Source organism: Fuerstiella marisgermanici (genome assembly GCF_001983935.1).
GTDB lineage: Bacteria > Planctomycetota > Planctomycetia > Planctomycetales > Planctomycetaceae > Fuerstiella > Fuerstiella marisgermanici.
Genome location: NZ_CP017641.1, coordinates 2693286 through 2707662 on the forward strand (window position 1 = coordinate 2693286; position 14377 = coordinate 2707662).

The 14377-nt window shown below is 56.4% G+C and carries 6 protein-coding genes; 5 read left to right on the forward strand and 1 reads right to left on the reverse strand.

Annotation, left to right across the window (positions count from 1 at the left end; all coding sequences use genetic code 11):
- Positions 1-84: 84 nt before the first annotated feature.
- Both Fuma_RS10200 and Fuma_RS10205 read left to right on the forward strand, forming a co-directional pair.
- Positions 85-1218, forward strand: a complete 1134-nt coding sequence (locus tag Fuma_RS10200; RefSeq protein WP_077024048.1) for an HlyD family secretion protein — start codon at positions 85-87, stop codon at positions 1216-1218.
- A complete protein-coding gene (locus Fuma_RS10205) occupies positions 1215-3431 on the forward strand; it encodes an ABC transporter permease (protein WP_077024049.1) in 2217 nt (738 codons plus the stop codon). Before Fuma_RS10200 ends, Fuma_RS10205 begins: the two co-directional genes overlap by 4 nt.
- 277 nt (positions 3432-3708) lie before the next feature.
- Here the strand turns inward: Fuma_RS10205 and Fuma_RS10210 are convergent, their stop codons facing one another.
- Complete coding sequence (locus Fuma_RS10210; RefSeq protein WP_077024050.1) at positions 3709-5124, reverse strand: hypothetical protein; 1416 nt, start codon at positions 5122-5124, stop codon at positions 3709-3711.
- A gap of 444 nt (positions 5125-5568) precedes the next feature.
- Between Fuma_RS10210 and Fuma_RS10220 the strand changes: the two genes are divergently transcribed.
- The 3 genes from Fuma_RS10220 to Fuma_RS10235 all read left to right on the forward strand — a co-directional run bounded on the left by Fuma_RS10220 (position 5569) and on the right by Fuma_RS10235 (position 14314).
- Positions 5569-7110 (forward strand): S8 family peptidase, encoded by a 1542-nt coding sequence (locus tag Fuma_RS10220; RefSeq protein ID WP_077024052.1) that lies wholly within the window; start codon positions 5569-5571, stop codon positions 7108-7110.
- A gap of 271 nt (positions 7111-7381) precedes the next feature.
- Complete coding sequence (locus Fuma_RS10225; protein WP_145944087.1) at positions 7382-7969, forward strand: hypothetical protein; 588 nt, start codon at positions 7382-7384, stop codon at positions 7967-7969.
- Between the two features lie 555 nt (positions 7970-8524).
- Positions 8525-14314 (forward strand): ATP-binding protein, encoded by a 5790-nt coding sequence (locus tag Fuma_RS10235; protein ID WP_077024055.1) that lies wholly within the window; start codon positions 8525-8527, stop codon positions 14312-14314.
- Positions 14315-14377: the final 63 nt, after the last annotated feature.

The following is a 14377-nucleotide window of genomic DNA, read 5'->3' on the forward strand; positions in this document are numbered from 1 at the left end:
GGCTGATTGGCGGCTACGTTGCTGCCTGTTAGGATGAAGCCCGTGTCGACCAGAGTCACTGTAGTCTGACAAACGGCTTTCGCCATGCCCCGCTTCATCGTATCTCTTATCGCGGCAGCAGTCCTGATTGGGCTGCTTGTGTATTCGCAGCAGACCAGCGGGCCGCTTGTTGTGTCCGGCTTTATCGAAGCTGACGAAATCCGCGTGGGCTCGCGCGTTGGTGGGCGAGTACTAAACGTTCTGGTTTCCGAGGGCCAGACGGTTGCGACCGATCAAGTGCTGGTCCAGCTCGAACCGTTCGACCTGCTCGAACGCAAGGCCGAGGCCGAGCAAATGGTGGCGGTCGCGAGTGCCGCTCATGACAAGCTGGTCGCGGGGTCGCGGCCGGAAGAAGTTGGTCAGGCAGAAGCTCGCGTGAGGCAGATCCAGGCCGGGCTCGATTTGCTGAACAACGGACCTCGACCACAGGAAATCGCCGCCGCGGAAGCCGACGTTCGACTGGCGGAAGCCAAACTAGCACTGGCTAAGAAGGTCTATCACCGCGTCGAAACGCTGTTTGGAAAACAGGCCGCCGACAAAAGCGACCTGGACGAATCAGCCACAAAGCTAAGCGTCGCTCTAGCCGCCGTCGATTCACGCATTGAGCAACTGGCTTTGCTAAAGGAAGGCTCGCGAGCGGAAGACAAAGCACGGGCGAAAGCTCAGTTGGATGAAGCGAAACAACAGCTGGCTCTTCAGAAGAACGGTTTTCGTGCGGAAGAAATTCGAGAAGCGAAGGCCAGGCTGGACGCGGCGAGTGCTTCACTGCGAATCATCGAACGACAGCTTGATGAATTGCAAATCGTGAGTCCCGCCGACGCTGTTGTCGAAGCCATCGAACTGCAACCGGGAGACCTGGTGTCGCCGAACGCCCCCGCGATCTCACTGGTGAATTCAGAATTGCTGTGGGTGCGAGCCTACGTGCCGGAAGATCATCTCAATCTGCAGACCGGCCAAGCAGTGGATGTGAAAGTCGACAGTTTTCCGGACCGCACCTTCGCTGGTGAAGTCGTCTTTGTGGCGAGGCAGGCGGAATTTACGCCGGCAAATGTTCAAACACCGGAAGAACGATCGAAGCAGGTCTTTCGCATCAAAGTCCGGCTGGTGGAAGGCCTGGACGTGCTGCGACCTGGCATGGCGGCCGACGTCATTCTTTCCAGCGAAGGCAACCCGGCGTGACTCAGCCCGTCATCGAAGTGGATGGACTGACGCGACGGTTTGGCACCTTCACCGCCGTTCGCGACGTCAGGTTTCAGGTGGAACGAGGTTCGATTTTCGGACTGCTCGGCCCCAACGGCAGCGGCAAGTCAACGATTATTCGCATGCTGTGTGGCGTGCTTTCGCCCAGCGATGGACGAGCGTCGGTACTGGGTTTCGATGCCGCCACTGAAGCCGAGCAGATCAAACGCCGCATCGGCTACATGTCTCAAAAATTCAGCCTGTACACAGATCTCAGCGTGCGGGAGAACCTTCATTTCTATGGGCGAATCTACGGTCTCGATCCGATTCGACTGCAGCGCCGGTTTGACGACGTTGTCGAACTCACGGGCATTGGCGACCGATTGGATCAGTTGGCAGGCACGCTGTCCGGCGGCTGGAAGCAGCGACTGGCGTTGGCAGGTTCGTTGATCCACGAACCCGACGTCATCTTTCTGGACGAACCCACCGCCGGCATCGACCCCGTTGCCCGGCGGCAGCTTTGGGACTTGCTGTTTGAACTGTCTGGCAAGGGCGTGACGCTGTTCGTGACGACGCACTACATGGACGAAGCCGAACGATGCACGGATGTCGGCTACATCTACAATTCCAGGCTGCTGGTCTGCGGAAAGCCGGACGAACTCAAACAACTGCCTGATGTCACGCCCACTGGAACTCAGCGATGGGAACTGGAAGTCAACCATCCGGCCACTCACCTGCAGCAGCTGAGATCTCTGGAAGGTGTCCGAGACGCCACGCTGTTCGGCCAGACGATTCACGTGTTGTCTGACGACGCGACATCGCCGCCTACAATGATTGACCACCTTGGCCTGCCTCCGTCTGAGGTGGAAGCACGCAGCATCACGCCGTCATTGGAAGACGTGTTCGTGACGCTCAGCCGCGCCGCCGAGCGTGGCGAAATCATTGAACAGCCGGCAGTGTCGCCCGAACCAGTTCCCGCCGAGCCTGTCGCAGACGACGATTCCGTCCCGAAGGCATCACCGGCAAAGGCATTCGACGAGCGCCCTTTGCAAAAGAAGCGAGGCACATTCGCGGGATTCGCCGCCGTGTTTCTGAAGGAGTTCTCACACATTCGCCGTGAGCCAGCGACGCTGTTTTTTGCGTTTGTGGTACCGGTGATGCAGACCATCGTTTTCGGCATCGCCATCAACACAGAAATCGAAGACATCCCCACCGTGGTGTTCGACCTGGACGGGCGCAGCCATGCGCGCGAACTGAAAGACGCGTTTCGGAATACGAATACGTTTACCATCGTCGAACGAGTGCTAAACGAGGAAGCGTTCGACCGAGCACTCACGTCAGGCCGCGCGAAGGTGGGAGTGCGAATTCCGGCCGACTACAGCGATCGCTTGTTGGCCGGTCAACAGACGCAGGTGCAGGTGTTGATCGACGGCAGTGATTCGCAGGTCGCCACCACGGCGCTAAACACGGCCAATCTGCTGGCAATGAATCTGTCGATCGGTCGAGCCAAAGCACTGGCCGACACAATGCCCGTCGTCCCTGCTCGAGACGAAACAGGGGCGACGGCGCTGCCCATTCAGATTCGCACTCGGCTGCTGTACAACCCGAATCTCGAAAGCTCGCACTTTTTCGTGCCTGGCCTGGTGGGAATCATTCTGCAACTAGTCACGCTGTTTCTGACAGCCTTCGCCATCGTGCGCGAACGAGAACTGGGGACTCTGGAACAGTTGTTCGTGACACCAGTTAGCCGAGCGGGCTTGTTGCTGGGAAAGCTGGCTCCGTACGCTTTGCTGGCGTTTGGTGAAACACTTATCGTGATGAACGTGATGGTATTTCTGTTCGACGTCCCGATCCGCGGCGATATCGGTCTGCTGCTGATGCTGTCGTTTCTGTTCCTGCTATGTGCCCTCGGACTGGGCCTGTTCGTGTCAACGATCTCGAAGACGCAGCTGCAGGCATTTCAGTTTGCCTTCATCATTATGCTGCCGTCCGTGCTGTTGTCTGGATTCATGTTTCCGCGCAGCCAAATGCCCGGCCCTATTTACATCGCGACGTTTGCCATCCCGGTGACGTACTACCTGGAAATTCTGCGAGCAATCGTATTGCGCGGAGCGGACCTGATTGACGTTTTGCCATCCGTGCTGGGGCTCGGTATTTCCACCGTGCTGATTCTGGCTCTCAGCCTGATGCGATTCCGCAAGCAACTGGCGTGATGGCAACCTCCTGCACCGAAATTCGCCGTAGCCGCCGATGGGACGATTTACCTGCGGCTAGCGTCGTGCGGCTGACGAATTTCTGGGCGAATTTCGAATTGCACGACAGAGCTCAGGGCCGTGCTCGGCATGAATTGAGGCGTGCCACGGACTTGGCTGGTGCCCTACCTCGACGAAAACGATGGCAGAGCCGGTAGCACTTAATCTCTCAGGATCTGGCCGGCATGGCATTGGTTACGTTTGTAATCGGCCGGAGACTGTCCGGTGTTACACGATGTTATGGCAGTGGGTGTGGTTGTGCGATGGGGCCTTCGGGACCATGAACGTAGTTGGAATACGGCAACTGCACGGGGACCAGACCACGCCCGTCAGCGAGCGGAACTTCTGTCATGACACTCGTGAGCGGCACGTTGGCACGAATCGGGATGTCACCGATTTCCAGTCCTGAGTCAGAAACCCAGCCGAGGTTGCGGTCGGCATTAAGGTCCGACGAATATCGAAGAGCATCTTCCACATCGGGATTCGTGCGAGCTTCAATCAACTGATGGTAGAGCGTTGCCGTGACGTTCTTCCATGGCTCAGCAAACACGGGAATACCGTTCGTTACTCCGTTGCTGAACCGTTCCGAATACACACTTACCGCAAAATAGACTTTGCTGCCATTGGCGATTTCGACAGACCCGTGATAGCCGCCCATCCCTGATCGGGAATCGACTTCGTCTAACTCCGAGCCGGTTTCATACGTTCGTGAGCGGGACGCGGTGCTGGCCTGTGAGGAGTTTGCGGCTTGAGCGTCCGTCGTCAGAAGGGTGCCGGGTGGTAGTATAAAATTGAAGACCGTGTTTTCCAGGTCGTACGAATTCAGCAGGCCCTTTCGGTACAGATAAGTTGCGTAGTTCTGAATGTCGCCGCGTGTTACGGTCGTCGGCGTATAGCCCACAAGCGGGTGTGACGGCAACGGGGTCGAGCGGATCGATTGGTTGTCATAGTACTGCAGCAGCACGTTGTTCAAATGCTCGTCTCGCATCGCGGCTGCGAGGCTTCCATCGATCAACTCAACGTCTGCCGCAGACCAGTCTGTGTCGCCGCTGACGTAAAGATTCACGTAGAACAGATCGCGAATAATCTTGCCGCCTCGATACTTCAGGTCGTCGCTCGGCGATTCGGTCGCGCCGTCCAACAGTTGCTGGCGTCGGTAACCGTTTCCTGACGCCTGGACAAACGCGCCGCGCTGACTTCGGGTTTGTGAGCCTCGCGTATTTTCGCCGTTTGCTCGAGAATATCCGACCGCTCGGACAGCCAGCGAACCACCGCGCGGCGGCAAGGGCCATGGACTCCAGAATTCGGTCGGATCCTCGCCAGGTTCTGTCGGCGCAGGGTTGGGATGGGTGACAGGAATTGTCGGAGTTGTGTCCGGATCCGGGACGGGAACGCCGGGTGGGTATGGCGATGTGCCGGGATACGGTGAAGGATTCCAAACAATCGGCGCACCGCCTGGCCCGCCGGGCATTCCCGGATAGCCAACGTTGTACCAGGGCAGTCCACCAGGAAAAGCGCGCGGGTTGTAGAACCCAAATGGCTGACCAGCGTACCCGTTCGGAAATCTGCCCGGCCCGACCATTGGGCCGCATCCGACCAGCAGAATGAACGCGCAGCAACATCCCAGCAGCAATTGCGGTGGAGAAATCTTCATGATATTTGAAGTAGCAGCAGGAGAGAGAGGATGCTGCGATTTGGAGTTGACGCAATCGTTGTCGGTGAGTGCCGCAACGCTTTGGGTCGCTGAGAAACCAGATCACAACCAGGAGACTTTTGGCCCGCGACATAGACAACCGTCAGATTGGCTGGCCATAGTTGCCGTAGACCGGAGAGAAGTCGCAATGTATGCAGATTTTCAAATCAGGAAAAGGTCACTTCTGCCGGTTCACGTCTGTGGCCAGGTGAGAAGCCTTCCAACTGCGTTTTGAATACTGGTACCGCTTCTGGTGCTCGTTCGTCGACTGCTGTTCGGGATGACGCGATGCGACTACCGCGGGCTGACGCAGGAACGATATTTACGCAGTTCGCTCACTCAGGTAACGTCCGCCGCGAGGCCATACGCTTGCAAAGCGTCCGCTACGGAATTGCCGAGGAATTCATGAACATTCGTCCCCATCGCATCCTGCTACTGGTCTGCGCCGTCCTGTTCTTCACAGAACAGACCGCCTTCGCGCGGAAGTTCCGACTGCATTCGCGGTGCCGAGCGGAGCATCGGCTATCTTCAGAACTGGCGATGGTCCGTCACGCCAAGTCTCATTACATGGGAGTCTGCCGCGACGGAAAAGCCGTGTTTGAAGTGCCGGTCGAGCAGGAACAGGTCATGCGTTCGATGGCGGAAGGCGTTGAAAAAGAAGACGCCGTGCCTGAAGTGCGATCGACGCGCCTGTTAATCAGCTATGCCGATCAACGCAGCAAGCCTCGCGCTGAAACTCTGCGAGCCGCCGGGCTGAACATGATTCAGGACTACAGCCACGGTTCGTTTCTTATTGTTGAGCCCCAGGGAGCCGTCACATCCGACGCTGTGGAAACTCTACTGGCGGACGACGCCGTGGCTTATGTGGCTCCTGACTACATCATGTCGATCCCGGACAGGGAAGCCGCTGATACAACGGGACCGGCCAATCCGGACGTGCTGTCAAACGATCCGTATCTTGACAGGCTGTGGGGAATGAAAAACTGCGGCGCGACAAAGGTCTGGCCCGTGATACGTGATTCCCCAACAGTAATCGTCGCCGTGATTGACAGCGGTGTCGACTACCGACATCCCGACCTGAAAGACAACATGTGGTCTCGAGGAGGCCAGCATGGATACGACTTCTACGACAACGATAACGATCCGCTGGATGAAGAAAACCATGGAACTCACGTCGCCGGCACCATCGCAGGCGTCGGCAATAATGCAGTCGGCGTAGTTGGCGTGTCATGGAAGGCTCAGATCATGGCCATGCGATTTTTGGGGCCGGATGGTTCCGGAGCGACTTCGGATGCTGTGAGATGCATCGACTGGGCGGTCGACAACGGAGCTCACATTTTGTGCAACAGTTGGGGCGGTCCGGACTCGTCGCCGGAACTGGCGGAAGCTGTCGCCCGCGCAGAACGGAAGGGCGTTTTGTTCGTCGCCGCGGCCGGCAACACAGGCGGAACAGGCAACAACAACGACCTTCGACCAGGCTACCCCGCCTCGCTGACTCAGGCAAACGTCATTGCGGTCGGAGCGATCGATGAAAACGATGCACGTGGTTCGTTTAGTCACTATGGACAACAGTCCGTCGACATCGGCGCACCGGGCGTGCAGATTTTGAGCACCACACGAAACAATAAGTACGACAGCTACAGTGGAACGTCCATGGCGGCTCCTCATGTGGCCGGAGCGGCGGCATTGGTCTGGGCCAACACTTTTGCAGCGCCCACTCAAACACCGACGCAGATGACGAAAGTTCGCGATCTGATTTACGAAAACGCTCGTCCCGTCGCAGCACTCAGGCAGTTCTGGGGGCATCGAGCTCCAGCAAAAATTCCCGGCGGTGTGCTCGACATTTCCTTTCTCGCTCGCACTGCTCCGGACGTTCCGCCGGTCACGCCGACTCCTCGACGACGGCTGGTGGAAAATCGTATGATTGTGGATCCGACTCGGCTGTAAGTCGTTCGGCAGATAAGAAATAACCGTAGTGGGATTCGTCAGAATTCCTTTGATCACGGAACCAACGCCGGGACTTCCGGCGAAGTCCACCACGGCAGGAAAGTCCTCACCAGCAGTGAGGTCAGTCGTGGAAATGTTTTTGCGGATGGAGTTCAGTATGTGGTGTCTGGAGCAGTTTGTCTTTTGCTGTGGACGGTTCGGGCTCGCGGGAAGCAGCCTTCGTACTGCGAAACGTTTGTTCTGCGGCCACAGGTCAGCGAGATTCGCTGTAATGGCTGTAGCGAGTCTGTGCCTCAGTACGTCTGCAGTGGCGGATGATGTTTCACCCAAACCGTCCGTGCACGTGAAGTGCTGTGGTCGCATTCGGCACGGTCTGATGGCGATCGGCGGTGAAACCACAGGAACGAAGATTCGATTTGAGCGAATCTCGTGGGAACTTAAGCTGAATGACGCGGCTCACCGAGCATTTGCGGAAAAGCACAACAAAGAACAGGTCGTCGTCACTGGTTCACTTCGCAAGGTGAAAGGAATCGAAGTCAAGGACCGCTGGATTGTCGACGTGAAGACCATCGCGGTTTGCGACCCAACCAAAGACAGAGAAGAAACTCTGCTCGCCATCCACGGCACGCTGCGAAGCAAAGCCGCGGGCGTTGCAGCGGGAATGACGATTGAAGCGGGTGGCCAAAGCTGGCCCGTCGACTTTGCAACTGATCTCAGACTGCAGCCCGTTGCCGAATCGTTGCTGAATCAACACGTATCCCTGGTGGGACAGCTGAAGCAATTTCCGGAAGAGGAATCTCGCGAACCGGTCCTGCAGGTCAAAACACTAAAGCTGCCCACAGACGACTGTCGCGAATAGACTCAAACGGCAGTGCCTGCCGACAGCCGCGCAGAGTGCGGGTCGGATCGCTCGCCTGATTAACGCCAGCCCTTCAGGCATACGTTTTAGAAACGCCACGTCAACATGCGTGGCGTTCTTCATTTCAAGGTCCGCATCGCGATACGGACGTCTGGCAGCAATGCACTGCTGGAGGCGTCGTCACGGCACTCATTGGTTGCGAATGGTGCGAGGAAACTCGTACGCCTGGGATCAGCCGAAAGCGATACGTATGAGGCACGAACAGCTGCCCTTCAACGGCCCGCTGAAGTGCCTGCCGATGCAACGTATTGGAAGGATTTCCGCACTTCGATTGACTGAGCTACAGAACGGAAGCGTAATAGCCCCGGACGCGCGAAGATGCGCGTTGTATCGATTGTTTACCAGGGAAAACCCGTTGACAAAAGTATTCATTCGGGAGAACCGCACCAGCAGTTTTCCTGTTTGCGTCACTGAACCTGTCAAGTGACGCAAGATCTTCGATGGGGCTTCGACTGTTCTTCCAGGGCATCAATTCGCGCCCCGGAGAAAGAAACTGTGACGCCGCATTTGCCTGAATTCTGGTCTCGCTACGAGCCACTTCACGAAATTGAACGCACAACGGGCTATCGTTCGTTGTACGCCAACAGCGGCGACACTGCGCGCTTTATTGTTTACGAAATCGATCGTTCCGCTGACGTGCCTTCGGCCGCTTTTTACAGGGTGATGCATGAAGTGCATCGACTCTCCGATATCAAGGACGACTGTCTGCTACGACCGCTGGAAGTCGAAAACTCGGACGAAGTCAGCCTTATCGTGTGTCCGGATGCCAACGGCGAACGACTGTCTGAAGTCGTTAAGTCTAAGCTTTCGCTGTCAGCCATACTCGATATCACCCAGAGCCTGCTTCAGGTGCTTCACAGCGTGCACGACGCCGGTCTGGTCCTGCGGTATCTTCGTCCCAAAGACATTTACGTGCAGTCGTCTGGTGATTCGCTGAAGGCGATGGTCGGAGGCTGTCCGCCACTCTTGCTGCTTGAATGCTCCGACACAAATCAACTGGCGAGTGACACTCTTCCATACGGTGCCCCTGAAACTCTTGGCGCCCTTGAATACGACGTTCGAGCGTCGGCTGACTTGTATTCCCTTGGCATTGTTCTGTTCGAATGTCTTGCCGGACATCCGCCGTTCCAAGGCGAGACTTCTCACGACCTGTTGTTCCATCATGTGACCACACCGGTTCCTGATCTGTGCGAACTCGATCCGTCGATCCCTCCGACGCTGAATGACATCGTTCGGCGGTTACTACAAAAACATCCGCGTGACAGATATCAGTCTGCGACCGGTGCGTTGTTCGACATCCAACAGGTGCGAGCCACGCTCTGTGCGGAAGATGAAATATGCCCGGCGACGCCACTGGTCCTGGGGACGAAGGATCACCGAGAATCTTTGATCGAACCCGCTCATGTTGGACGGGACACCGATTTAAAAGTGCTGAAGTCGGCACTCCGCACGGTTTCAGCCAGCCAGAGTCGATCTGTTCTGATCAGCGCGCCGTCCGGCATCGGGAAATCACGCGTACTGCAGGAGACTTCGACCTATGCCGTCGCGCAAGGATTTCGCTTGCTGCGAGGCCAGGGAAAAAACCAACCCGGGTTGAGTCCTTTAGCAACGATGCAACCCGCGATTTTGGCCGCCACCGAATTGATCCGCGACGATGCCGCTTTGCAAACGGCATTGCAGGGCAAGATGCAGGAGTACGCCAGCGAACTGCACGCAGCCGCGCCGGAGCTCGCAGTTGCGCTGCAGCTTGAGCAACCGGACACGCGTGATCGAGCGTTGTCGGACCGTCGCATCGCAGTTGCACTGGCGACACTGCTGGGCAGGCTTAGTCTTGGCGGTCAGCCAATTGTGCTGTTGCTTGATGATGCTCAATGGGCCGACGACCTGACTTTGGCCATGCTGGATTGCTGGCAACTAACCGATCCGGAACAGACACTTCTGATCGTTTCCACTCGGCCGTCCGATGACCTGGCCAGCCGTCTGCGAAACCACATTCAGTTTTCCGCTGAGATCAGTTTGGCGCCGCTGTCGCGACAGGATTCCGACTTACTTCTCGAATCGATGGCAGGCGTGCTGCCGCCTGAGATTCTTGAAACCGTTTGGGAAATGGCCGCCGGAAATCCGTTTGCATCATCCGCCGTTTTGCGCGGACTTGTGGAAGGTAGCGTCCTTACACCAACCGACGATGGTTGGGATGTCGACGCAGAGCGATTACGCGACATTCAGATGTCCGGCGAAGCAGCCGAGGTTCTGAAGGAACGACTCGTACGTCTGCCGGTGGATTCGCGAAAACTACTGGCCATCGGCGCTGTGCTGGGAAAAGAATTTGCGATCGATACCGTTGCGAAGCTGACTGGGTTGTCGCATCAAACAGCCATCGGACATCTCAAATCGCCTCGAGACCTCTGCCTGATCTGGGAGAATGAAGCAGACGGTGTTTGTAAATTTGTTCACGATCAAATTCGAGAAGCAGTTCTTACGACGTTGAGTAAGGAAGAGCTGGCAGGCATTCATCTGGCGGCGGGAGAACACATTGCCGAAGCGGCTCCGGAAAGCCACTTCCAGATCGCATGCCATTTCGATGCGGCCGGATGCCCGGAACGAGCTTTGCCGTCGGCCCTCAAAGCCGCCGCATCAGCTCAACGCCGCCACGCTTTGGGAATCGCGATCCAACAATACGAAATCGCGTTGCGCAGTTGCAAAAATATTTGCACGGAACTCTGGTTCCAAATCCTAAGCGGAATGGGAAGTGTTCTGATGTTAAGCGGCCGCTATGCCGAAGCGGAGCCGATGTTGGAAGCTGCCCTGTTGCATGCGAAAACGGCAGTGGACGAAGCGGAGATCAGCCTGAAGCTTGGGGAACTCGCTTTCAAGCGTGACGACAAAGATCGGGCCGTGGCACGCTGGGAAACGGCTTTGCGAAAACTTGGTGGCAAGCTTCCACCGAATTGGCTAATGCCATTTTGCACGCTAAAAGAAATCGCCGTTCAGACGCTGCACAGTTTCATCCCAGCCGGATTGCAACGTGCCCCAAAGAAAGAAGCCACTCTTCGCGATCGCCTGATCTGTCGACTCTACAGTCGCCTGGCCTATGGCTATTGGTACCTGAAGGGCAAAGTTCCTCTGTTGTTCGTCCACCTGCGAGGGATGAATCTGGCAGAAAACTTTGCCCCGACCGCTGAGCTTGCTCAAGCCTATTCAGAGCATGCTCCGGCAATGAGTCTGATCCCACTGCGAAATCGAGGCATTGCCTACGGTCGGCGTTCTTTGGAAATCCGTACCGCGCTGGGCGACGTCTGGGGGCAGGGACAGTCGCTGCATTTTCTTGCGATTGCACTCTACGCTGCGGGGCGTTTTGAAGAATGCATCGAAGTGGGTTCACGTAGTGTTCGCATTCTCGATCGTGCAGGTGACTTTTGGGAAAAGCATATTGCTCAGTATCAGGTTGCCGCATCGCTGTTTCGTGTTGGCCGCCTGACTGAAGCCGTGCAATTGGCCCGCGAAGCCTACGATTCAGGTCTTGCTGTCGGTGACGATCAGGTCTGCGGCAATATCATTGATGTTTGGGCTCGAGCCACCAACGGCGACCTTCCCGCGGATATCGTGCAGAATGAGCTGAACCGTCCACGAGCTGACGTGCAGGGAAGAAGTCACGTACTCCTTGCGCGGGGCGTGCAATTGATTGCGGAACGCAAATTTCATGATGCCTCTGAAACCTTTGGTGAAGGAATACGCACCAGTCGTGCGGCGGGTATCACAAACTGCTATACGGCCCCGCTTTACGCGTGGAAAGCAACGTCGCTGCGGCTTTTTCTGGAAGAAGAATCGCCGGTCATTCGGCGTTCTCGCCAGAAGACGATCTGCGCGCATCGTCGTGCCGCATGGGTGGCTTTTCTGGTCGCCATCCGATTTCGCGGTGAGCTCCCTCATGCATTGCGTGAGCTGGCCTGGAGCTTCGTGTTCAAAAATCGCGTGCGACGAGCGATGTGTCTTTTGAAATGGAGTGTGCGAGCGGCTCAGGCGCAATCCGCAAAATACGAATCGCTGCAGAGCGAATTGATACTGCAGCAGGTTCGCGTCGAACGTGATTACCCGGATGCTCGGGAGATGCTAAAGAAGGTCGAAGAAGGCTATTCGGCATTCAACAATGAACAATTGCCCGCCAGAGTCCCGACTTCACTGTCTTTAGTCGACCGGTTTGATTCTCTGCTGGAGTCGGGGCGAAAAATTGCGTCAGCGACGGAGCCGGCAGATATCGTCGCGATGACGATCGAGGCGAGTCAGCAACTATTGCGCAGTGACTACTGCCGAGTTGTTTCAATCAGTCCGGATGGCGAAGTCGGAAACATATCAGAATCAGTGCGGCCTTATATGGCCCATTGTTTGAAGACGGGCGTGGCGGAAGCAGCCGAGGCGCCCAACAAACAATTTCGTTCCTTAGTTGTGTGTCCGATTCTTGTACGAGGTTCGGCCGTCGCCGGGTTGTGCGTTGGAAACACAGAGGTTCGTGGTTTGTTCGGTGAGAACGAACTGCGCATTATCACGTATATCACCACAATTTGCGGTACGGCGTTGGAAAATGCTGAAGGCTTTCGCAATCTACGAAGGCTGAATGAAAATCTTGAGAACATCGTGACCGAAAGAACGGCTGTCGTGGAGGCCCGGTCGGCTGAATTGCAGGAAACGGCTCGCAGCCTGCAACAAACCCAGACTGAACTGGCAGCCGCGCGTGACAAAGCAGAAGTTGCCAACCAGGCGAAGACAGATTTCCTGGCGCACATGAGTCACGAGATTCGGACACCTATCGGAGCGGTCCTTGGCTTCACTGAGCTGCTGCTGAATGGCGAGCATCCTTTGCACCCTCAGCAGCTTCAGCATTTGCGACGCGTTCAGAGCAATGGCGCCCACCTTCTGCAGTTGCTGAATGACTTGCTGGATCTGTCCAAGATTGAAGCTGGTCAACTGACAATTGAAACCGTGTCCTGCCAGCCATTCACTTTGATATCAGATATTCTCGCCTCCCTGGAAGCAAGAGCGATTGATAAAGGTTTGAAGCTGTCACTCGCGATTAAAGACACGATTCCTGAGACCATTGCGACAGACCCAACTCGCCTTCGTCAGATCATTACCAACCTTGTGGGCAACGCTATCAAGTTTACGTCTGCTGGCGGTGTCGATTTGTTGATTGGCACCGATGTTGATCGCGGCGTGATGCAAATCGAAGTTTGCGACAGTGGTATGGGCATACCGCTGTCAGCTCAGAGAAATGTGTTTGAACCATTCCAGCAGGCAGACGAAACAGTCAGTCGCAACTTTGGTGGAACCGGATTGGGCCTGCCGATCAGTCGTCGGCTGGCTCGTGCTCTGGGCGGAGACCTCACGGTTGTCAGTGCACCAGGCGAAGGCAGCACGTTTACCACAACCATCGCCACTGGTCCGCTGGACGACGTCCGCCAACTGACAATAACAGAAGCGGCGGCAGCCAAGTCTCAATCGGTCGAAAAAAGCGTGGCGACTGTTGACCTCAGCGGAATCCGAATTCTTGTCACCGATGACGTGTTAACGAACCGGGAATTTCTATCGCATATGCTCAGGGCCGCAAACGCCGAAATTGAGACGGCAGAAAACGGACAGATTGCGATCGACGTGTGGAACCGATCCGGCGCCGATCTGATTCTCATGGATATGCGAATGCCAGTCATGGACGGTTATACGGCCGTCGAACTGCTGCGTGACCTGGGTGCTAAGGTACCGATTGTTGCATTAACGGCGAACGGGTTGGCCGAAGACGAAGTTCGTTGTCGCGACGCGGGGTGTTCGGGCTATCTTACAAAACCAGTATCCATGGATGCTTTGTTAACTGAGGTTGCCGAACAGCTTGGCATTACTGCAACCATGGAACCGCCTCCAGTCGTTGATGACAGCACCGACAAACGCTCGCCAGTCAGTGGTTCAACCAAACCTGTCAAGGACGCTCCAGTCGCAGCTGACTTTGCGATTCCTGAAGATCCGTTTTTCCGCGGGTTGGCGTCTCAACTGGTCTCCAAGCTGGTCGAAACTCTGCCAATATCGGGCCATGCACTCGACACCCTCGATGCAGAAACAGTGGCTGAGCAGGCTCACTGGATGAAGGGAACTGGCGGCACAGTGGGGTTGCCCGTGATCACAACAATGGGGATCGCTCTGGAAAACGCCGCAAAAGCCAGAGACTTTGAAACTGCACGGCGCGTGGTCGAACAGCTGAATAGCACGGTTGAGCAACTTCAACGCCGCCTTGTGACTTGAGCCCGCTTGCGTGCGGGACAAGTACCGCGATGTGCCGTCCCAACTGCGCACAGGATGCGCACA

What these genes read in the sequence shown, in the direction of transcription:
- Fuma_RS10200 (WP_077024048.1), top strand. Translation starts at nt 85, where the DNA reads ATGCCCCGCTTCATCGTATCTCTTATCGCGGCAGCAGTCCTGATTGGG.
- Fuma_RS10210 (WP_077024050.1), bottom strand. Translation starts at nt 5,124, where the DNA reads ATGAAGATTTCTCCACCGCAATTGCTGCTGGGATGTTGCTGCGCGTTC.
- Fuma_RS10220 (WP_077024052.1), top strand. Translation starts at nt 5,569, where the DNA reads ATGAACATTCGTCCCCATCGCATCCTGCTACTGGTCTGCGCCGTCCTG.
- Fuma_RS10225 (WP_145944087.1), top strand. Translation starts at nt 7,382, where the DNA reads ATGGCTGTAGCGAGTCTGTGCCTCAGTACGTCTGCAGTGGCGGATGAT.